The sequence below is a fragment of the SAR86 cluster bacterium genome, from assembly GCA_023703675.1.
Taxonomy (GTDB): domain Bacteria; phylum Pseudomonadota; class Gammaproteobacteria; order Magnimaribacterales; family AG-339-G14; genus AG-339-G14.
On the sequence record CP097974.1, the window covers coordinates 32563 to 56330 of the forward strand.

13 protein-coding genes are annotated in these 23768 nt (G+C 40.7%); 4 read left to right on the forward strand and 9 right to left on the reverse strand.

What is annotated here, in order from left to right; all coding sequences use genetic code 11:
- Positions 1-7 precede the first annotated feature (7 nt).
- The 4 genes from M9C82_00175 to M9C82_00190 form a co-directional block, all read right to left on the reverse strand.
- A complete protein-coding gene (locus tag M9C82_00175) occupies positions 8-2053 on the reverse strand; it encodes a DUF3604 domain-containing protein (protein URQ73586.1) in 2046 nt (681 codons plus the stop codon).
- A gap of 51 nt (positions 2054-2104) precedes the next feature.
- Positions 2105-3112, reverse strand: coding sequence for an NAD(P)-dependent alcohol dehydrogenase (locus M9C82_00180; GenBank protein URQ73587.1), 1008 nt, complete (start codon positions 3110-3112; stop codon positions 2105-2107).
- Between the two features lie 642 nt (positions 3113-3754).
- Positions 3755-5173, reverse strand: a complete 1419-nt coding sequence (locus M9C82_00185) for a YdiU family protein (protein URQ73588.1) — start codon at positions 5171-5173, stop codon at positions 3755-3757.
- 3 nt (positions 5174-5176) lie between these two features.
- Positions 5177-5638: a thermonuclease family protein gene (locus M9C82_00190; protein URQ73589.1), complete on the reverse strand. Its 462-nt coding sequence runs from the start codon at positions 5636-5638 to the stop codon at positions 5177-5179.
- A gap of 87 nt (positions 5639-5725) precedes the next feature.
- Here M9C82_00190 and M9C82_00195 point away from each other — a divergent pair, with 87 nt between their 5' ends.
- The 3 genes from M9C82_00195 to M9C82_00205 are packed head-to-tail and all read left to right on the forward strand — an operon-like array spanning position 5726 to position 7844.
- The gene (locus M9C82_00195) at positions 5726-6412 is read left to right on the forward strand and encodes a hypothetical protein (GenBank protein URQ73590.1); all 687 of its coding nucleotides are present in this window, start codon (positions 5726-5728) and stop codon (positions 6410-6412) included.
- A 14-nt stretch (positions 6413-6426) separates the two neighbouring features.
- Positions 6427-7122 (forward strand): hypothetical protein, encoded by a 696-nt coding sequence (locus tag M9C82_00200; GenBank protein ID URQ73591.1) that lies wholly within the window; start codon positions 6427-6429, stop codon positions 7120-7122.
- Between the two features lie 17 nt (positions 7123-7139).
- A complete protein-coding gene (locus M9C82_00205; protein ID URQ73592.1) occupies positions 7140-7844 on the forward strand; it encodes a hypothetical protein in 705 nt (234 codons plus the stop codon).
- A 41-nt stretch (positions 7845-7885) separates the two neighbouring features.
- Here M9C82_00205 and M9C82_00210 read toward each other — a convergent pair whose 3' ends face one another.
- On the reverse strand, positions 7886-8773 hold the full coding sequence (locus M9C82_00210) for a DNA recombination protein RmuC (GenBank protein ID URQ73593.1): 888 nt from the start codon (positions 8771-8773) through the stop codon (positions 7886-7888).
- Positions 8773-9285 (reverse strand): disulfide bond formation protein B, encoded by a 513-nt coding sequence (locus M9C82_00215; protein ID URQ73594.1) that lies wholly within the window; start codon positions 9283-9285, stop codon positions 8773-8775. Before M9C82_00215 ends, M9C82_00210 begins: the two co-directional genes overlap by 1 nt.
- Positions 9286-9336: 51 nt before the next feature.
- On the opposite strand from M9C82_00215, the gene polA reads away from it, so the two are divergent.
- On the forward strand, positions 9337-12078 hold the full coding sequence (gene polA / locus M9C82_00220; GenBank protein URQ73595.1) for a DNA polymerase I: 2742 nt from the start codon (positions 9337-9339) through the stop codon (positions 12076-12078).
- A 145-nt stretch (positions 12079-12223) separates the two neighbouring features.
- On the opposite strand, the gene M9C82_00225 is transcribed toward polA, so the two are convergent.
- The 3 genes from M9C82_00225 to yihA all read right to left on the reverse strand — a co-directional run bounded on the left by M9C82_00225 (position 12224) and on the right by yihA (position 23689).
- Entirely contained in the window at positions 12224-13735 is a 1512-nt protein-coding gene (locus M9C82_00225) for a hypothetical protein (protein ID URQ73596.1), read from the reverse strand.
- 36 nt (positions 13736-13771) lie between these two features.
- A complete protein-coding gene (locus tag M9C82_00230) occupies positions 13772-22972 on the reverse strand; it encodes an Ig-like domain-containing protein (protein ID URQ73597.1) in 9201 nt (3066 codons plus the stop codon).
- 111 nt (positions 22973-23083) lie between these two features.
- Complete coding sequence (yihA, locus tag M9C82_00235; GenBank protein ID URQ73598.1) at positions 23084-23689, reverse strand: ribosome biogenesis GTP-binding protein YihA/YsxC; 606 nt, start codon at positions 23687-23689, stop codon at positions 23084-23086.
- Positions 23690-23768: the final 79 nt, after the last annotated feature.

Genomic DNA, 23768 nt, shown 5'->3' on the forward strand with positions numbered 1-23768 from the left:
AAGATAATTAAAGTCTTTCAGCATTTATCCTTATGGGCGGAGGATTTTCAGCATCGTTTGGAGTGTACCAAATTGGCGAGCTCCAAGCTCGATCTTGAATAGTTTCGTGTAGATCTTCTCTAGGTTTAAAGCCTGCTCGAATTGCATCCCAAGTAGACCAGCGACAAGTTGGGTTTTCAAGTACTCTGATGTAATAGAAAGCGCTATCTTTTTTATCAAAATCTGGATCTGTCCAAATTACTTTTAACTCAGCTGAACCAGTGTTTTGAGATATGGCGCATGTCTCAATGTCAACTCGGGCACCATTGTCTGGACAACGATTTGTCGTTGGATCAACTTGCAAACCATTGGAGCAGGCAACATCGTAAACTTCTTCCGTTGGAGTTGAGTCCGCTCGACTGATAGAACCTTTGATTATTTGAACCCTCTGAAGCGGGGCTCCATTCACATCTCTCTGAGCCCAAATTAAAAAACTTGGCGCTTTATCGGTTTCTTTTTCAAGTAAGTCTCCTCCCATTGGCACACCAACTTCGTATGCAGATTTAATTACGTTTTCATCACTAAAACTAAGTTGATCAATGTCATAACCACCAAAGAACCTAACCGATATTCTTGGCCCAGAAGTTGCAAAGGTCTCTTTTCTTCGAAAAGCATTAAAAATTGATTCTCTAGTGTTTTCTTCTGCCCAAGCTCCGGCTAAACCAGAAGCTCCCCAGTTTTCTAAACCACCAATCACATAGCTTCCTTGTTCAAATTCTTGAAAGGAAACGCCTCCTCGGTTGGGAACAAGATCTCTATCTTCGTCTGCAACTGGAATAGAACCTCTTGCTCGAGGATCAGCATCTACTAACCCGATTTTGGACCAGTAATTTTCTTCTCTTAAACCGGCGCCAATTACATGAGTGTCACTGGCTCCGATCAGACCAAATTTGTAGGGGTTACCAGTCCCAAACTGATTTGACATCAACCCTCTTACGTAGGCATCCCTGACATAACTTCCCCCCGGAAAACTAAACGCAGGAGGAATGCTTCCAATTCTTTGGTTCATGATTTCGAAATCTGCCCATTCATCGTTGGGAGATAGAAGTGGATGAGTATCGGACGTTCCTTTGACCTGAGTCATTTCCACGATCGGCTCATTTCTCATCCTTAAAGCTGCATATTCTTTCGATAATGGCTCGCCATAAAAAGTTTCCATTTCAAACATTTGCCCATTGGAGCCATTACTGTTGTGAGGGAAAGCAATGCTATCAATACCTTGCTCTCTGATTTTGTCCATCCAATTCCATAAGTCTTCTGGATTAATAGAATCAATCCTCGTGTAAGGTCTTTCTGGCGCGCTCGACGATTTAAACATGACGTTTCGATGTAAGTTTTCATTAGCAACATCAGTTGAAGTTGTAAATTCGTACCCTATGAAAGTCGTGAAATTTCCCGGATCGTAAGCATCGTTTGCAGCTTTTACCACATCTGCCCAAGCCGAAAGGTGCACGTCGTGATCGTAAATTTTCAGACCTCGGGCCAAATTATTTGTCAAGATTGCACGCCAAAGCTCTGGATCAAAATAAGATCTTGGGTTTAGAAAAAAAGTTCTTAATGTTGATGCGAAAGTGTTAAGTCTCGTAGCACCATTTTCAATGGTCAGGTTTTCTGGCGCATTCATGTCGTGAAACACTTCAGCTCCGGGACTCTTAGAAGCATCTGTTGATGTATCGGCGTAGGCTTCCATCATCCCCATAAAAAATCCGTGATCCGAAACCATGTAAAAATCTAATGGCTCTACTAATTTCATATCAAAACCGGCTGGGTGTTTAACTGTTTCGCCTCGCGCGTATCCGTAAGCATCAGCGGGAGAACCGGTAGTACCGAATAAGTATGCGTCAAAAGAATGCTTGGTATGCACATGAGTGTCACCGAAGTAAGCGTTCCTCAATTCGTTGTAGTCAGCGTTAGGGTCTTTAACTTTGCTGATGGGCGTTTCGATAATGTTCAAAGACTCATCGGTGCAGCTGACAAGCACGAATATCGAAAGGAACAGAATTATTTTTTTCATTTCAACTCCCCAAGTTATTTGGCATTTCTAAGATAAATACTCGCATAGGGGTTAACCGATATCAATTGAAATTTTCCCAAAGTGTTTGTTGTCAATTTGATGCTGAAAAGCGGCCGCTAAGTCTGCTAATTCAAAGCTGTCACTAATTTCAGGTTTAATTTCATTTTTTTCTAAATAATCCACCATCGCTATTTGTGAATCTTGATTCGCCATTGCAATGCCACTGAGTCTGATTTGTTTCAAAAAAATTCTCGGTAAAATAATTTCGCTCACCGAAGGGCCGCTTAAAACACCAATCAAAGCGATATGTCCCGCAAGTTTAGTGCAACGAACGGACTCACTAAAAGTCCCAGCGCCACCTACTTCCACTACATGGTCTACGCCTTCATTATTAGTAAGCTTTAAGACTTCTTTGCCCCACTCTGGATGAGTCTTGTAGTTGATCAAATGATCAGCTCCTAAGGCTTTTAATTTTTCCAATTTTTCCTCACTGGACGAAGTAGCAATAACGGTTGCACCGTAAGTTTTTGCTAATTGCAAAGCGAAGACAGAGACTCCTCCTGTTCCTTGAACTAAAACAGATTCACCCGCTTTTAATTTACCTTCGTCAACTAATGCTCTCCAAGCCGTCAGTCCGGCACAAGGCAGGGTAGCTGCTTCTTTAAGATTAAGATTGTTTGGAATCTTAGTTAAGGCTGTTTCAGGTATAGCGATGTATTCGGTAGCATAACCGTCTTGGTTATCGCCAATAAAACTCAAAAGTTCATATTTAGGAGCTCCAGAAACCCAATTTGGAAAACACATACTCATAACTTGATCGCCAGATTTCCATTTAGTGACTTCATTACCAATTTCGACGATTTCTCCTGCAGCGTCTGAAAGCGGTACTCTTTTATCTTCGGTAGGAATTAAGCCTAAAGCCACCATAAGATCGTGATAATTCAAACTACTCGCAGATACTTTTAATAAAACCTCATCAGAATTTAAACTGGGATTATCGGTTTCAATTATCTTTAAATTGTCTAAACCACCTGGCTTGCTAAGTTGAATTTGTTTCATTTTCCTCCTTAAAAATTAAGAAAATTATCTTATCAGCTAATTAAAAGAAAACAGATAACAAAAAAATGCATAAAAAAAGTCATTTTTAATAACTTTTTGTGAAATCTATATAAAATATGTGAAATCTGAGCAAAATTGTTAAAGTTTGACTCGCTTGAAATCCTATTCTGAGTATACTTTCAGCGTAGTAGAGCAACTTTGGTAATAAAAAGAGCAATTTTGATAACTTTTAGATCATTTGATGTTTTTTTAAGTCCGATTTGCTAAATTTTTGGTAATACTGAGTTGTTTTACAATTACGACGTTCAAAAACGGAGTTGTTAAATGAACTATACAAAAGCACTGTTAGGTACCTTAGGTTATGTCTTATGTTTATCTACTGTAGTGTATGTAGGTAGCTTAGGAATTTTAACTTTCGCTTCCTGACGTTAATGGAGTAACCAAAAGTTTCTTCTCCCCCCTAGTTGCCCTGGTTTACCAGGGCAGCTTTTTTTTTACCCTCAAAATCTGTTAAATTTATTTTGTGAAAGACAAAAAACAATGCGAGGTTTGCAAAAAAGATCTGCCTTTTTCTTTTTTTGACAAAGACCGTTTTGGCTTAATGGGGTTACAAAGAGTTTGTCGAATCTGTAATAAACGTAGTTAAGACGAGCACGAGATTTCTAAATTCTTTCCCCAGTCCGGAGATTCTTTTGCATAATCTTCTAATTCTTTATGTTCTGAAAATGGAGACTTAAGAATGCCTAGTAGTTTTTCTACTTCGGTAAAATCTCCTTCTTCGGCTTTCTTTATCGCATTTTGTGCAAGATAATTTCTTAGAATAAATTTTGGGTTTTTAGCTTTAATTATTTCGATGCATTGTTCCTGTGAAATTTTCTCTTTCGCAAATCTTGCCAAGTAATCCTCCTTCCAACTGAATTCGGTTTTGCCGAAAACGTACTCATCGAAGTTCCTAAAAAAATTTGTGTAATCCAGCTTTTCTTCTTTAAGCCAATCAAGAATTTTTTCTATCAATTCAAAATCTTTTTTTTCTTTTTTTAACAAACCAATTTTTTGTCTGAAAAGTAAAATAAAGTGATTGTAAAAATACATTTGATAGTTCTGTAAGGATTTTTTTAAAGCCTCTTCACTTATTATTGGAGTCAAAGCTGCAGCCAGAGCCTGACAATTCCATAGACCAATGTTGGGTTGATTGTTAAACGCGTAACGCCCTTGGTAATCAGAATGATTGCAGATGTAATCAGGTTGATAATTCTCCAAGAAACCAAATGGACCAAAATCAAAAGTTTCGCCGAGTATCGACATGTTGTCAGTATTCATCACGCCGTGCGCAAACCCCACACACTGCCAGTGAGCAATGAGTTCGGCTGTCTTTCGTACCACCGATTCAAAAAATAATTCATTCTTATTTTCCAGATCTATGTACTCAGGAAAATATTCTTCAATGACGTGATTGATTAATTCGGGCAAAAGTTCTTTTTTGTCGTTGTGGCATAAGAATTCGAAATTGCCAAAGCGGACGTGAGTTTTGGCGGTTCTGACAATCATTGCGCCAGGTTCAGTGGTTTCCCTAAAAACTGGTTCCTCGCCGGTAAAGATAAGCAGGGATCTAGACGAGGGAATGTTCAATCCATGCATGGCTTCGCCGCAAAGATATTCTCGAATCGACGAACGAAGCACAGCTCTGCCGTCTCCAAATCTAGAGTAAGGTGTTTTGCCGGCTCCTTTTATATGTAAATCCTGAAGTCCTGACTTAGTTTTGATTTGACCAAATAAGATGCCTCGGCCATCGCCTAGCTCAGGCACCCAGTTACCAAATTGATGGCCCGCATAAGCCATGGCTAAGGGCTCGGATTTAGAAATTTTTACTTCACCATTGAAGATTTGCACCAAATCATCGGGATCTATTTTTTCTAAGCCCAATTCGTTTGCAAGATCTTTATTAAAACTCACTAATTTTGCCTTGGGTAACGAGCTCCAATCCTGCTTGTTATAGAAATCTGCACTTAATCTTGCGAATGGATTGCTAAAGTCTAATTGGTCTAATTTATTTTTATTCATTTGCTAATTGCTTCTTCTCCAAATCCAAGGTTTTACAGGATTTTGGCTCCTCCACAAACCTAATTTTTTCAAACGCGCACCGTTTTGAAAACTATAAATTGTTTTGTCGACGACGTATCGATCGTAAACCCATGCGCATCCTCGCTTTACCATTTCATAATTTAAATTAATTTGATCGGCCATTAACCATCCCAAAGAGCGACCATAGCCATCTTGGCCATCAGACTTAAATTTTAAACCAGAGTTTTCACGAATCAATTCAGAAAGACATTTTTTTGAATTCGTTCCAAAAGGCTGACCCATTTCAGGTGCATCGATTTCAGAGAGTCTAATTTTTATTTGAGTTCCTCCTGATTCAGCCGATACTGTATCTCCATCGATAACTCTTAAAATTTTTATTTCGACTTCTGCAGATAGCAGCAGCGTAGAAAAAAAAATGGGAAAAATAATTAAAAATTTGTTCACAAAATCTTCGAATAATTGTCGTTTTATTTTTCTTATTTTAGTGGATAATAATTATCCGTTTTTAATTTTTTCAAGGAGAGAACAAAAATGAAAAAAACACTTTTAATTTTAACTTCATTTCTGGCAAGTTTTGTATTTGCAGCTCCAGCGATGAACGTTTTTACAATAAACACAGCAGACCCTATGGGATACATGGAGTGGGCTAGAGCAAGTGCTCCAATTACCAGTCCTCCCTCTAACACTGCTAGTGGTGGCGTTTGTTTGCCAAGCTTCGGTTCCGAAGAATTTGGCGACATGTATTTTTACAACGTATACGACAGTCACTCAGATTCACTAAGTGGAAATTATTACGATCCTGAGGTTGCAGCTGAAATTGCAAAAATAGCTGACAAAAGAACGGTTTCTACCGTTGATCATTACTCCGCTTTAACTCCCGTCGCGGCAGATGTTGAAGTAGGCTCGACGTTCGCAAATTACAACATCAACGTCTATACCACTACACCGCAAAGATACATTCAAGAACTTGCGACTTACCAAGGCATCGCTCAGGCGAACGGTTTTGAAGATGTTACCCTAGGCGCATTTCAAATAAATACTGGCGATTACACTGGACAACTTATGGTGACTATACAAGCTCCAACTACAGTTAGGTTAGGAGAGTTTCTTGATGCGAGAGACCAAGACTGGAATATGGCTGCGGTTGCAAAATTTCCAAAGTTAAGAAAACTTAAAAGAGGCTTCATGATGACTTGTGAAGTTGTCTACGTAAGATAATTTAAGGAGGAAATATGAAAAAAATATTAATTTTAGTTACATCGCTAGCAATATCATTTAGTGTGATAGCTCAGCAAGCACCTGAGGGAAGCTTCACTTCCTTTCATGTCAAAGCAAGTAACCCGACTGAATATACTGAATTCTTAAGAGCAAATGCAGAGCAAGTTTTTGGTTCCCAAGGATCATATGCTGCTGGTGTGTGTATAACCGCATCAGGACATAGTTATCCAGGTGAAATGTTTGTATGGAGTGCGTTTTCAAGTTTTGAAGATCAGCTTTCTGGAAATTACGATCCTTACAACGTCCCAAAAAGACTCGAGTCTTTGAGAGATCTTGTTTACAGTGCTAACTGGAAGCCACTTAAAGGATTTGAGTTAAGCCCTGGTTTTGAAAGAGCAACAAGAGTCGTTGTTGCTCCAGAAAATCTACCAGCCTATATAGCTGCAGGAGTTGAAATGGAATCCGCAATCCAAAATGCAGGTCATGATTTTAATCTTGCTATCATGCAATCCATAGGTAGTGGGCCCAAAGAAGTTGGCACCTTAATGGTAAGAGGTATTTCTAAAGATGGAGCCGCGGTCGGTCAACTTGTCGATGAGTATTTCGCTGGAGCTGAATGGGGCAGAGCCTATGATGCTTTTGTAGCTTTACAAGATTCTGTCGTTGCAGACTCTTATGAGGTTTGTGAGCAACTTTATGCAGCTGAATAATTAATAAGGAGATTAAAATGAAAAAAATATTATTACTTTTACTACTGTCTAGTGGATTAGTTTTTGCTGACGATCATGGCATGGAAAAGGACACTTACTACGCTTTCTTTGGAATCGCTGCGAATAATCCTCCTGCGGTTGTTGCTGCAATGGATAAATTCAATGCGTCAGACTGTGGGCAAGCAAGTCCTTCTTCAGTGGCGTTAATGGGTGAGGCGTTCAATGGCAATGAGCCTTCAACGCACACTTTTGTCGTAACTTACGAAGGTGCTGAAGAAATAGATGAAACGCTATCGATTATAAATGCCTGTCCTGAGTACGCTGAGTTTCTAACCGAAATGGCAGCCGTATCAGTACCTACTGAGCAAATTTTAAACAAAGTTGTTTATGAGGTTGGTGACTGGACTCAAGAGAGAGCCTTTGCAGTTTTTGAAATGAATGTCAGAAACGAAGCCTCTTATTTAGAAGCTTACAAAAAGTTCACTGACGCTTCTGTAGCTAGTGGACTGCTAACAGGTGCTTTTGGAATACAAAGAGCAATTGCAAGTTCAGAATACACGCACTTTGCTTTCATTGGCGCAGAAAACATGACTGAGCTCATGGGCTTCATGGACTCTTTAGACATGGACAATCCAGATTTTGCAGAATTTCAAAATTCTGTTCGAAGAAACAGATCTATTGTCAGAAGAGGCATAGTCGTTCCGATCAAAGGTTGGGACTAAGAAAGCTTAACTAAAAAAAGGGAGCTATTAGCTCCCTTTTTTTATTCGTCTTTCAATTCTTCGGTTCCTTTATTAAGTTCTCTTCCTAGAACGTTTATGCGTGTTTGCAAGGCAGTTACTTCTTTTACGGAAGCGTCAAGTCTTTTTAAAACTCCATCTGTGCTTTTATCGAAACTATCAAATTGAGATTTAATTCTTCGCACAACTTCAGCTACTTTCGCTGCAGTTTCGTTTAATTGTAAATAGTGATGCCCGATTCTAATGGTGTCTAAAAAAGCAGCTAACGTATTAGGACCTTGAATTAATACTTTTTTTTCTGACAAACAGTCCTGTCTTAAGTTTTCAATTTCATCGACAAGATCAATTAGTTTTTCAGAAGCAATATAAAGCACAGCATAGTTCGTAGTTGAATTTTTACGCAGGTATTTGCTTGCAATGTCATCGGCGTCTCTTAAGATTGCTGTCCTCAAGTCTCTCAAAACGTTGGCTCTCAGATTTGCTTGACCGGCTTCCTGGTATTGTTTGTACTGACCTGCGTAAAATTTCGAATCGATTGGGATGGTAATTCCGTCTGCAGTTTTTACTGCGCAATCTACTCTGTCCTGATTTTCTGGGTTGATGTTCTCTTGGAATGCGTAACTACCATCGGGCAATATTTCTTTCACGATGGATTCTAAACTCCATTCGCCTAGTCGTCCCGTCGTAACATTTCCACCTAAGAACCGATTTAATTCGTTAATTGGCGTTGTAACAGATGCAAGTTGGTTTTCGATATCGTTGAGATCTTTTGAAACCGAATCAATTTTATTTTCGAGTATTTCAGTTTGTCCTGAATCTTTTTGATCTTGATCTCTTAGACGAAGAAATATAAAAATCACCACTCCAAGCGTAAACAAAGATAAAACAAGAGTTAGTAAAGAAAAGTCCATTAATTTTTTACTTTAAACACTAAAGCCGACATCAATAAAATCTGTATGCAAGCTATCAAAACCCAACCAGGTATTGAGATTCCTAAAAGACTCCAAACCACTTCGGCACAATTGCCATCGCCAATGAAGAGCATGCGTAAAGCGTCTTCAAAATATGAAAATTTTATTAAGTAGGCCAAGTCAGGCCCACAAGTGGGAATTTGATCGGCGGGGAGCGATTGCAAGTATAGATGTCGCGTGGCTGAGGCCGCTCCTCCTAGTGTGATAAAAGTTATGAAACCAAAATACCAGTTCAAACCTTGGTTATGAACTATTGCGATTAATGCCAAAAGAGCCACTAGCGCGATGGCTATTCTTTGAACGATACACATTGGACAAGGTTCTAAACCTAATTGGTATTCCATGAAGAAAGCAAAAGCGAGCAGATATACACAGGCTGAAAATATTGAACCAAGTATTCTTCTGCGCGTGCCAAAGAAAAAAAATGCAATCTGGGTTAGAACTTTTGACATAGGTCGAATAAACTTTAGTAAATTATAACGAATCACTTATTAAAAGTATTTATGGCGAAACCCGAGAGCATCACCGATAACGACTCAGTCATTTTAGTCGACGGTTCGTCTTACATTTATCGGGCTTACCATGCCTTGCCGCCACTCACCACTTCAACTGGTCAACCCACTGGAGCAGTTCGTGGCGTGACTACAATGGTGATGCGAATCTTAGAAGACCACCCTAACAGTCCAGTGGGCATGATCTTTGATGCCAAGGGTGAGACTTTCCGAAACGAAATGTATAGCGAATACAAAGCCAATCGCCCACCAATGCCGGATGATTTGAGACCTCAAATTCAACCCATTCATGATATCTGCCGTGCTTTGGGGCTTAAACTTTTTATTGTCGATGGGGTAGAAGCCGATGACGTCATCGGTACGCTTGCAACCGAGGCAGAAAAAAAAGGCATCAAAACAGTAGTCTCTACCGGTGATAAAGATTTGGCACAACTAGTGACTAAAAACATTACCTTAGTTAATACGATGACCAATGAATTGTTGAACGAAGATAAAGTGATGAAAAAGTTTGGCGTCAGACCCGATCAAATTATCGATTATCTAGCTTTGGTAGGCGATACTTCAGACAACATTCCAGGAGTCAATAAAGTTGGTCCAAAAACCGCAGTAAATTGGCTCAGCAAATACGACACTGTGGAAAAGATTATTGAATCGGCAGAAGAAATTCCTGGAAAAGTTGGTGAATATCTAAGAGAAGGCATCGAGCAGCTTAAATTGTCTAAACAATTAACCACTATTAAAAAAGACGTTGCTCTGGATTTTGGTATTGAAGATCTTCAAGTTGAACCAAGAGATGAAGCTAAAATCCATGAATTGTTTACGGAATTAGAATTTAAAACGCTTATTAAAAGTAAGGTGGATAAATCGACCTCAAAGTCTAAACCTACGGAGCCACCCGATGTTTTAAAGAAAGAACCTCCAAAATTAAAAAACATCAACGCAAGTTACGAGTGCATTCTCAAGGAAACAGAATTGGATGCGCTTATTAAAAAATTGAGCAAAGCCAAGTTAATTGCGCTCGATACAGAAACCGATGGCTTGGATTTCACGACTGCAGAATTAGTTGGCATTTCACTTTCTGCCAAAGAAGGCGAAGGAGCCTACATCCCTATTAGTCACGATTATGATGAGGCGCCCCAGCAATTGAAAAAAGAATTGATATTAAAAAAGCTCAAGCCATTATTAGAGAAAGTGCCAATTGTTGGCCAACATATTAAATTTGATCGTAACGTCCTCTCTCAACACGGCTTGGAATTAAACAATATTGAGAGCGATAGCATGCTGATGTCTTATGTTTTGGATTCAACGGCGACGCGTCACAATCTAGATGCCATGGCTAAATTTTATTTGAATTACGAAGCCACTAGTTACGAAGAAGTTGCCGGCAAGGGTGTTAAACAAATAACTTTTAATAACGTTGAATTAGAAACTGCGACGCATTACGCCGCGGAAGATGCTGACATTACTTTGAGATGTCACAACGTTTTGAAAGAAAAACTGAGTCAAACCAAATCTCTTCAAAAAGTATTAGCGGATATCGACTTACCTTTGATTCCGGTGTTATCTGACGTCGAACAAAACGGAGCTTTAGTAAATGCCGATGAGTTGAAAATCCAGTCAAATAATCTAGGTCAACGTATCAATGGTCTTGAAGAGAAAGCTTTTAAAGAAGCTGGAAAAGAATTCAATTTAGCTTCCACGAAAGATTTAAGGGCTATCTTTTTTGATGAAATGGATCTGCCAGTCATCAAAAAAACTCCCGGCGGACAGCCATCGACCGATGAATCGGTGTTGCAAGATTTGGCGCGAGATTATGAATTGCCAAAAATACTATTGGAGCACAGAACTTTGGCAAAATTAAAAAGTACCTACACAGATTCACTGCCTGAACAAATCTCGCCAGTGACCGGCAGGGTTCATACTTCGTATCATCAGGCGGTTACTACCACTGGCAGACTGTCTTCGGCCGACCCAAATCTACAAAACATTCCAATCAAAACCGAAGAAGGCCGCATGATTCGAACAGCCTTTGTTGCCCCCAAAGGGCATAAATTGTTAGCAATCGACTACTCTCAAATTGAACTGAGAATCATGGCTCATCTTTCAGGCGACAAAAATATGATTTCAGCATTCGAGAACGGAGAAGACATCCACTCTGCGACTGCAGCTGAGGTGTTTGCAGCACCCGGAAAAGAAGCCAGTGATGAGGACAGGCGCAGTGCTAAAGCCATCAACTTCGGACTCATTTATGGCATGTCGGCTTTCGGTTTGGGTAAGGCACTTGGATTGCCAAGGACGGTAGCGCAAGATTACATTGATTCATATTTTGCTAAATATCCTGGAGTCAAACTTTACATGGAGCAAACCAAAGAACGAGCTCGCGAGAAAGGCTTTGTTGAAACAATTTTCGGTAGACGTTTGTACTTGCCTGGAATCTATAGTGGCCGTACGCGTCAAGGTGCAGAGAGGGCAGCGATTAATGCGCCCATGCAAGGTACGGCTGCTGATATTATGAAACTCGCGATGATTTCAATTCATGAGTGGCTGCAAAAAGAAAAAGTTGCAGCCAAGATGATTCTTCAAGTTCATGACGAAGTAATTTTGGAAGTTCCAGAAACAGAAGTAGCCTCAGTAGAAGCCGAAGTCTCCAAATTGATGCAAAACGCCGCGTCCTTGAAAGTTCCATTGGAAGTAGAAAGTGGCATTGCCAATAATTGGGGCGAAGCTCATTAACTTCTGAACTTTTTTTTCAGTCTCTAGTCTAAAAAGCATTCTCCTAAGAAATAAGGAAACTCTCTCCTTAAGCCCATTGATCTCCCCCTTTTTAAATCAATGGGCGCTAAGAAGAGAAAGTTTTTTTTCAAATCAATCTTTTTAATTATTTTTTTGATTCTTCTACTAGATTAACAATCTTTTCGTGAATTATGGGCGCAGTATTTGGACCCAAAGACACAACTTCGCCATAAGTTTCTTCATCCTCTCCATAGATCCAAGGAGCATCATTGTCCCATTCACTTTTTGGGATAATGTACCCAATGGAATCATTCGCTAAATTCACCATCAAGTTAAGTTTGTTGGGAAAATGACTTCGCAAATGTGGAACTTCCTGAGGAGCCAAGTCGTAATCAGCGCCGTTAGGATTTTCAATGCCCCCAACAGCAATTTCTGGATAGAGTTCTCCAGGGACGCCGGTAATAGATGCGTCTCCTAATTGTATGAATGCCACTTCGCTGAGATAACGAATAAATGGAGGTATCAGACTAAATTTTAAATCAGAATCAATAACGCCAAGCAAGGTGCCTATTGAAAGCATGAAGTTTTCTATACCCAACTCTATCTCTATTGAGCGCACTGTAAGAGATGGATTTGGAGATGCCTCGAAATTGCCGGCATCAAAAGCTTCTATGACGCTACTTGCTAAGCTATATCCATATGCGCGTGCTTTGGCATGACTTGGTTTGGTGAGTGTTTTTTTCAAAACAGGATCATAAATTGGATCGGTCGGTCCTGAAGTCATCAAGCCTCCAATATTTCCGGTAAGCCATAACGTGGTACCACCAAGCCCAGGTTTAATTAGCTGATCGTCGTAATAAATACCTTCACTAATACCTCTTCTTAAGTAGCCTGCAACGTCAGAAGTTAATTCAAGATTTTTATCCCAAGTAAGTTCGACGTGAATTCCAAAATTAATCAACGAACCTATGATTGAACCATCGGGGCGATTGAACAAAATCGCTCTGATGTCATCGTCTATCACGATGGGTTTTCGTTTATCTTTAATTGGTGTGAGAGGATTTGTTGATATTAAAGCTAGGCTCATTTGGGCGGGTTCCAAGTTATCTATAGCCATTTCCAATGCGCTTATGAAATTTTTTTTAAGCCGCTCCATATAAACATCGTCAACACCGCTTTTTAAAAATTTTGGACCCCAAAGACCTTGAGTGTCTGGGCCTTCGTGATTATGGGTTGCATGCACCATGACGTAATCTAGGCCCCACTCTGCCGGGATTTCCTCACGGACACTAAGAACAAATTTTCGCATTAAACCGATTGTGTCAGCACTTATAATTCCTATCCGAGTTTGACCGTCATCAATCACCGCCGCTACCGCCATGAGATCATCTTTAACACCCTGGGCGGCTCGTTTATTTTGAAAACCTGCCATCCACACAGCGTCGAATTGGTTATTACCGTTGACATCGGTCCACTTATCAATGTCTGGATCAAATTGAGCGTCGTTATTTACATCTTCCCATTCATCGATAATATTGGGCGTAATTGAGAGCTCAGCAAATCCGACTTGAAATTCGTTTGCATGAAGTTGAACAGATAAAACAATCCCAAACATCGTAAAAATGTAAAGTTTGTTTTTTAAGAAGCTAGAACTCATGAAAATTATTCTCTATTTTTTGAATTCGTTCTTTCTTTATTGAAAGTTCCACAACAACTCAAGCGAACAAACTTCTGAGGACAAGAGATCATCGTCAGAAATGTTCGAGAAGTCAGATTGGTAAGTAGACTTGCCTTGCCACCTACAACCTATATTAGTCGAGATGTTAGGGGAAATTTGAAGCATCAAACCTAAATCAACTTCCCAATTATGAGTTTTCAATCCATCGTCCAGCTCCAATAGATAATTCACACTCGGCCCTTCTAAGTTGTAATACATATTCTGACTAGAAGTTTTCGAGTAATCAAAGCCATATTCTAGGGTCAAATATGGCATAGCGTTGTATTTTGATTCCGCAAAAAGATAGCTGATATCGGTTCCAATTGATGCTTTGGCATTTGATAGTGTTAGCTCATCAAATGTCAATGCAGCCTCACCCCCAGTTTCACTATATTTATCAAACTCGGTGTGTGAGCCATCAATTCTAAGATAAGGAGAAACCAGCCAGTTGGTATTTTTACTGCTTAATGAACGAACGAAGGCGAGCGATCCAAATAGCTGATTCGCATCTCTTTCTCCTTTCAAGAGCTCTTTCCTATCTACTCGGTCTGAGCTAAATTCTAATTTACTAACTCCAAAAATAAATTGTAACGATCTATTTCTATTATCGAATTTGCCGTACGTTGAAAGGCTATAATTTTTGGACTCTACGTGAGAGTTATGGCTTCTGTCTTTTGGCTTGGTTTCTCCTAGGCCCAAGGCAAAACCAAACATATCGCCATCGTCACTAAATAACTTATCGATACCAATGTGAAAAGATTTTTCATCCAGAACTCTTGGGTTTGGCTTAGTTTTCCCAAGCGTCAATTCTCCAAAATCACCATCAATCCATACCGACCAATCGCCAATCACTTCTTTTAGTTCTCCACCAGCCGTCACTTTCACCGGGTCTGATACAAATTCTTTGACGGCTGATTTAAATTGCTCTGTGTTTTGGAAGCCCTCAGCCGTTTCTTGGTCGTTGTACACATTCGAATTTTCAACATCAGGATTTGTGTCTTCAAAACCTGTGTTTTGATTGTAGCGTTGTGGTGCAACGATAGGTGCTGAGTAATTAGGATCATCAAAATCCGTTACGCAGAACTTACTGGCATTTGGATCTGTCCACGCTTCTAAATTGTCTGTCAGTGTATGGGTATAAACCAAATTGTTGCCTAGTAGTGAGTTAGAAGATTCTAAGAGGGTCACAATAACTTTCCTGTCTCCAGGATTGAAACCAAATTTGTCTTGCGAAATACCATCAACCATAATGAAGGCAGATTTGAGCCCAGCTTCTATATTTAATAAGCCTTCCCCAAGCGAGAAGCTCTCATTGTCTGAGGAGCCGGTAATATTAAAATCCACAACGATATCTTCATCCGCAATTTTAGATAAATGCACTTTTATCCTCAGAGCTGAAGCAGTTTTAGGACCACTAGAATTGATCGTACAAAACTCTACTATCGGCTCTTCAACAAAATTTATATCAAGTGGCTCCTCAACAAAATCAACATCTGGCTCTTCAACAAAATCACTTTCAGGCTCGCTTTCTCTTATAGTTTTAACTGAATCAATAATTTTATTTTCAAAGTTGACCCTAAACCCTTGTCGCGAAGATGCCATCATTCGTTTGGAAAGCACATTAACATTTTGATCCACCCAGCGTGTTGCGATCTGATTCATGGCTTTTGCATTATCAATTACTGGCTGCTTAAGAGTCGGATCAGTCAATTCAATACGAGTTTTAAAATTAAATTTTGTTTTGTCACTGATGCCTTCATAAGAATTACCAAAAGCGTCCTCAAATGCAGTATTTTCAATTAGCACGTAATATTCTTTTTCATACTCAAGATCCGTGGGAAGGTTAATTTTAATAATCTCTGCCCCACAACCAGTGACGATTTCACTAGATAAGTTGACAGTAAAAGAAAAAGAATTATCGGACGACTTAATATCAATTGTGCCTGACTTACAATTTACAACTTTGTTAAACGTCAAAATAATGTCGCTATTTATAGGAACGCCAGTGCTGTTGTCTTGAGGGCTGGTGGTTGTCAAAATCGGGTTTGTATCATCACCATCTGCCAATATTGTGTGAGTATAAACATAGTCATCACCTAAGGTTGCATTAGTTGGATTAGATAAAGTAACGATAATCGTTTCGTTTTCCTCTACGAGTCCATCATCAACAATACCAGTTATTGTAATAGTGCCACTTGTTGCGCCAGCACTAATAGTTAAGGTGCCATTGGCCATGGTATAATCGGTGCCAGAACCGGTGGCGGTGCCCGTCACAATATAATCAACCGTCACGTCTTGTCCTGAAGCTGCCGATAAATCGACCGTGAGAGCTTTGGAAGAAACCGATTCAGCTCCATTTGAACTAGTGGTATTGAAATCAACTATTGGCGCGTTGTCATTATCATTAATCGTAAAAGTATGAACAATATCGTTCCCAAGGGTTGCGTTAACTGGGTTAGACAAAGTGATAATTATTGTTTCATCAGCTTCGTCCGCCGAGTCGTCAATAATCGAAGGGATAAGTATTGTTCCACTTGTTGCCCCCTCCTCAATAAGCACGCTGCCAGATGACAATGTAAAGTCGATGCCCGATCCGGCAGTACCCCCGGTAACCGCATAATCAACGCCAACCTGTTGTTCAGATGCAAAGGGAATAACAACAGTTAATGACCTTGAAACAACTGATTCGGAATCGGCAGAAGCCGTAGTAGAAAATTCTATTGCTGGAATGCCGTCATTATCTTTGATGGTATAGGTGTGGACACTATCGCTTCCAAGTACGGCATTGCTTGGTCCCGATAAAGTTATGATCACCGTTTCATTTCCTTCTATAGACTCGTCATCAACAATACCAGTTATTGTAATAGTGCCACTTGTTGCACCAGCATTTATGGTCAAGCTGCCATTGGCCAAAGTGTAATCAGTGCCCGAGCCTGTAGCTGTGCCTGTCACGGCATAATTCACGGTAACGTTATTACTCGAAGCTGCAGATAAATAAACGGTTAAGGCAACCGATGATACATCTTCAGCACCAGATGAACTTGAATTACCAAAATCGATTGAAGGCAGACCATCATCATCTGTAATAGTATAAGTGTGCACGTCATTACTGCCCAGAGTTGCGTTACTAGGACTAGATAAAGTAACAATTACCGTCTCATCAGCTTCATCCGTGGTGTCATTAATAATATTTGCAATTGTGATAGTGCCTGTCGTTCTACCTGAAGGAATGCTTAATGTTCCATTCCCCAAAGTGTAATCTGTACCAGATCCGGTGGCCGTTCCTGTGACTGCATAATCGACTGTTACGGTTTCGCCTGAAGGTCCAGATAAATTTACCGTCAGAGCTTTTGAGGATACTGATTCAGCTCCACTTGAGCTGGTAGCATTAAAGTCAATGGTTGGGGTATTGTCATTATCATTAATGGTGTAAGTATAGATGCTGTCGCCACCCAAAATTGCATTACTTGGATTGGATAGTGTCAGTACAACCGTTTCATTGGCTTCGTCGAGAAAATCGTCAACAATACTCGCAATAGTGATCGTTCCAGTTGTAGAACCTGCATTAATCGTAAGAGTCCCACTTCCAAGAGTGTAATCGGTACCAGAGCCAGTGGCAGTTCCGGTCACCACATAATCAATCGTGACATCTTGTCCTGAGGCTGCTGATAGATCTACTGTAATGGTTTCGGAAGATGTAGATTCAGCTCCACTTGAACTGGTAGCATTAAAGTCAATGGTTGGGGTATTGTCGTTATCAGTGATCGTATAAGTATGAACGCTGTCACTTCCCAATGTTGCATTGCTAGGACTTGATAACGTAACAATCACTGTTTCATTGGCTTCGTCCAAAGCATCATTGACAATGCTTGCAATGGTGATGGTGCCAGCTGTTGATCCAGCACTTATCGTTAGAGTACCATTGGCCAAAGTGTAATCGGTGCCCGATCCAGTTGCGGTTCCAGTGACCGCGTAACTAACGGTTACGTTTTGACTCGACTCAGCAGATAAGTCAACGGTTAAACCCGCAGATGAAACTGATTCAGCTCCGCTCGAACTGGTGGTATTGAAGTCAATGGTTGGGGTGTTTTCATCATCATTAATAGTATAAGTGTGAGCACTGTCACTACCCAAGGTTGCATTGCTAGGATTTGACAAAGTAACAATGACCGTCTCATTTGGTTCATCTATGGAATCATCAATGATCCCTGCAATTGTAATAGTTCCAGTTGTTGCACCTGCACTTATAGTGAGAGTTCCATTGGCTAGTGTGTAATCGGTACCAGAGCCAGTGGCAGTTCCGGTCACGGTATAATCAACTGTCACGTCCTGACTTGAAGCAGCAGATAAATCAACAGCCAAATTGGCAGAAGAAACTGATTCGGCATCACTTGAACTCGTAGCATTGAAGTCAACTACTGGAGGATTGTCATCGTCATTAATAGTATAGGTATGAACGCTGTCACTGCCCAAAGTCGCATTGTTTGGATTCGACAAAGTGACAATGACTGTCTCATTGGCCTCGTCAGCCGCATCATCAATAATCCCTGCAATTGTAATAGTTCCAGTTGTTGCACCTGCACTGATGGTTAGGGTGCCATTGGCTAAAGTGTAATCGGTACCAGAGCCAGTGGCAGTCCCAGTCACTGCGTAATCAATGGTCACGTCTTGTCCTGAAGCTGCCGATAAATCGACTGTAAGAGGTTTGGAAGAAACTGATTCAGCCCCGCTCGAACTGGTTTCATTAAAATCAACCACTGGAGCATCGTCATTGTCAGTGATGGTGTAAGTATGAGCATCATCACTTCCCAAGGTTGCATTGTTAGGACTTGATAGAGTAACGATCACCGTCTCATTAGCTTCATCGATGGAGTCGTTAACAATGCTACCGATTGTAATAGTCCCGCTTGATGCACCTGCACTAATGGTTAAGGTGCCATTGGCCAAAGTGTAATCGGTACCGAAGCCAGTAGCAGTTCCAGTCACCGCGTAATTAACAGTGACGCTTTGCCCTGAAATTGCCGATAAATCTACGGTCAAATCCGCAGAAGAAACTGATTCAGCTCCACTCGAACTGGTTGCATTAAAATCAATTACTGGAGGATTGTCATTGTCAGTAATGGTGTAAGTGTGAACGCTATCACTTCCTAAGGTTGCATTGCTTGGACTTGATAGAGTAACGATCACCGTCTCATTAGACTCATCGATTGAGTCATCGATAATGCTGGATATATCGATGGTTCCAGATGTTGCGCCCGCACTAATGGTTAAGGTGCCATTGGCTAGAGAGTAATCGGTCCCAGAGCCAGTGGCTGTCCCCGTCACCGCATAATTAACGGTCACGTCTTGTCCCGAAGCTGCTGATAAATCTACTGTTAAAGATTTAGAAGAAACTGATTCTGCTCCGCTCGAACTAGTAGTATTGAAATCGACTACTGGCGGATTGTCGTTGTCATTGATCGTGTAAGTGTGAACAAGAATAGAGCCCGCATCCGCGTTTGATGGATTAGATAAGGTGATAACGACAGTTTCGTTCAACTCATCCAAAGAGTCATTGATAATACTGCCAATTGTAATTGTCGTTGATGTCGAGCCGGCTGCAATAGTAGCAGTACCATTGGCCAAAGTGTAATCGGTACCCGATCCAGTGGCTGTACCCGTCACCGCATAATTAACAGTTACATCTTGCCCCGAGGTTGCCGATAGATTGATCGCGATGGCTTTAGAAGAAGTAGATTCAGCTCCGCTTGAAGTGGCATCAGCAAAAGATATATTCCTGTCTCCTACTGGCTCCAAAATTGTGAACGTGTGAACATTATCACTGCCTAACGTTGCATTACTGGGGCTTGATAGAGTAAGAATGACGGTCTCACTTCCTTCGGTAACTCCATCATCGACAATTCCAGCTATTGTAATAGTTCCTGTTGTCGATCCTGCATTTATGGTGAGAGACGCATCGGCTAAAGTGTAATCGGTGCCTGATCCAGTTGCAGTTCCAGTTACCGCGTAATTAACGGTCACGTTTTGTGCTGAAACTGCGGATAAATTGACTGTAACAGCTTTGGTAGAAACGGATTCTGCCCCGCTTGAACTAGTCAACTCAAAATCAACCACTGGAGCATTGTCATTGTCTGTGATGGTATAAGTATGAGCATCATCACTGCCTAATGTGGCATTGTTAGGACTTGATAAAGTAACAATGATTGTCTCATTAGCTTCATCTAGAGAGTCATCAACAATACTGCCAATTGTAATTGTCGTTGATGTTGATCCGGCTGCGATAGTCGCAGTGCCATTAGCCAAAGTGTAATCAGTACCCGATCCAGTTGCTGTTCCAGTTACCGCATAATTAACGGTCACGGTTTGACTAGAAGCTGCCGATAAATCCACTGTAAGAGCTTTTGACGATACCGATTCAGTACCATTCGAACTGGTTTCATTAAAATCAACTACTGGAGGATTGTCATCATCTGTGATGGTGTAAGTATGAGCATCATCACTGCCTAAAGTGGCATTGGTAGGACTTGATAGAGTAACGATTACCGTTTCATTGGCTTCGTCAAGAGAGTCGTTAACAATTCCTGCAATGGTGATCGTGCCAGACGTCGACCCAGCACTTATGGTTAAGGTGCCATTGGCCAAAGTATAATCTGTGCCAGAACCAGTGGCCGTTCCGGTCACCGCATAATCGACGGTCACGTCTTGTCCTGAAGCTGCCGATAAATCCACTGTAAGAGCTTTTGACGATACAGATTCATTTCCATTTGAACTGGTTTCATTAAAATCAACCACTGGCGGATTGTCATTGTCAGTAATGGTGTAAGTGTGAACATCGTCACTGCCCAAAGTCGCATTGCTTGGATTCGACAAAGTAACGACTACAGTTTCATTGGCTTCATCCAAAGCATCATTAATAATGCTCGCAATTGTAATAGTGCCAGATGTTGCGCCTGCGCTAATGGTTAGGGTGTTATTGGCCAAAGTGTAATCAGTACCCGAACCAGTGGCAGTTCCGGTCACGGCAAAATCAACAGTCACGGTTTGACTGGATGCTGCTGATAAATCTACTGTAAGAGCTTTGGAAGAAACTGATTCAGCTCCGGTCGAGCTAGTAATGTTGAAGTCAACTACTGGCGGATTGTCATTGTCAGTAATTGTGTAAGTATGAACGCTGTCACTTCCTAACGTGGCATTGCTTGGATTCGATAAAGTAACGATGACTGTCTCATTCAATTCGTCTAGACCATCATCGACAATCCCTGCAATTGTAATAGTTCCAGATGTCGCGCCTGCACTTATGGTAAGAGTGTCATCGGCTAGTGTGTAATCAGTACCAGAGCCGCTTGCAGTTCCTGTCACTACATAATCAACAGTAACGTTTTGAATGGATGAAGCAGATAAATCTACCGTAATGGCTTTGGATGATACTGATTCAGCTCCACTGGAACTCGTGGTATTGAAATCAACTACTGGCGGATTGTCATTGTCAGTAATCGTGTATGTATGAGCATCATCACTGCCTAAAGTGGCGTTGATAGGGCTCGATAAGGTAACGATCACCGTTTCATTAGCCTCATCAATTGAGTCATCGACAATCCCTGCAATTGTTATAGTTCCTGATGTTGCGCCAGCACTAATAGTAAGCGTTCCGTTCGCCAAAGTGTAATCGGTGCCAGAGCCTGTAGCCGTTCCGGTCACAGCATAATCAACGGTTACGTCTTGTCCTGAGGCTGCCGACAAATCGACCGTAAGAGGTTTAGAAGATACCGATTCGGCTCCACTCGAACTAGTAGTGTTGAAGTCAACCACCGGCGGATTGTCATTGTCAGTAATGGTGTAGGTATGAACGCTGTTGCTACCCAAAGTCGCATTGCTAGGGCTTGATAAAGTTAGAATGACGGTTTCATTGGTTTCGTCTAAAGAGTCATTGACAATGCTAGCAATAGTAATCGTCGTTGATGTAGAACCAGCTGTAATAGTTGCAGTGCCATTAGCAAGAGTGTAATCGGTACCAGAGCCAGTCGCGGTTCCGGTCACGGCATAATTTACTGTCACGTTTACGTTCGATGCAGCAGATAAATCTACCGTGATGGCCTTAGAAGCAACAGTCTCAGCTCCATTCGAGCTGATAGTGTTGAAGTCAACTACTGGCGGATTGTCATTGTCATTTATTGTGTAAGTATGAACGCTATCATTTCCCAAAGTGGCATTGCTAGGATTCGATAAAGTAACGATGACCGTCTCATTGGCTTCATCAAAAGAATCGTTAACAATACTGCCAATCGTAATAGTCCCACTTGTTGCGCCAGCGTTTATCGTTAAGGTGCCATTGGCTAGGGTGTAATCGGTGCCGGAGCCAGTGGCAGTTCCGGTCACCACGTAATCGACGGTCACGTTCTGGCTTGACGCAAATGATAAATCCACAGTTAATGCTGCAGAGGAAACCGATTCGGCTCCATTAGAGCTAGTAATGTTAAAATCAATAGTTGGATTGGCTGCTCTAGTTATAACTCGGATAAAGTCACCTGGCTTACCGTTTTTTGCACCAAACCTTAATGTTCTCTTGTCAGAGCCAATAGAGACCCAATCACCAGATGTAGTTGAGGCTGTTGTACTGCTGCCATAATGAACATGGTTTTCTGTCTGTCTTGCACTGAAACCACTATTGCCCGAGTTTGGATAGACTGCATTATCTTTATCGACTTCGGGAAAGGCGACAGTCATCGAAGGGTCTGTCCAGTAGCCCAATATTTCGTTTTCAAATACTATCTGACCAATCTTTGAGGTTCGATCGGTGCCACTGTTGTGATCGTCGTTGATAAAAACTAGGTAAGAATTAGCTGGGGTATTCCCAAAATGAATCGAAGTTGCACTTCCAGTTGGCACGTAACCAAGACCACTAAAGTTATAGGTAGTGGTGCATTGAGAGACAGTTTGGCCTTGTTGACAAATATTTGTTCTCTCAGGAACAATTATAAAGTCTTCTCCCGAAGAAGATCTTTGGCTGCCGTTTTTGTCTTGTTTTCTAGCCTTTAAATTAGTGGCACCAGGAATAATTTCTACATATGAATTAACGCTCGCAATACCATTTGCGTTGGCTTGTGTAGATAAAAATCCAGCAAATACTAAAATTACTCCAATAAAGACGCACTTAAATAAATCCTGTCTTACTTTCATTTTTTAATAACTTATCCCCCAAGAAAGTCAGAGCCGAATTTTATAAGAATAATGACTATCCATCATCATTTCAGCTGTAATTTAAATAATTATTTTTAAAGAATTAAATCTTTAGTCCTGAATGAAAATTTGAAACAAATTTAAGATTATTTTTGACAATTCTTCAACCCCGAAAGCAGTTTTAGCAGAAAGAAGCATTGGCTCACCAAGTAATAAATTTTGAGAAGTTTGTTTCGTACACTTTAATAGTTCCTGAGAAGCTTTGCTCTTTGAAAGCTTGTCCGATTTGTTCAAAAGAATTTGTATCGGCAAATCATATTTTTCACACCAAGCAATAAAATTTAAATCGCTTTCTTGTAAAGGATGTCTGACATCCATAATTAGAATAATGCCTCTGAGACTTTTGCGAGTAGCCATGTATTTGGTGATTTGTTGTCCCCATTCTTTTTGCATTTTTTTTGAGGCTTTTGCATAGCCATAACCCGGGAGGTCTACTAATTTTTTTGTGGGATCATCATTGAGGTTGAAAAAGTTAATGGATTGAGTTCGACCAGGTGTGTTGGAAGTTTTCGCTAACTTTTTACGGTTGGCTAGTATGTTCAAGACGCTCGATTTTCCAGAATTGGAGCGACCACAAATGGCTAGCTCAATTCCCAGATCATCAGGAAAAAACTGCTCTGCAGGACAAGATCTATCAAAGTTAATCTTTAGGAACATACTTTTTCAGACATATTGTTATAAAGGAAAATTTACCTTCAATAGTATATAATTCTGCTCACTTAGCCCACAAAAGAAT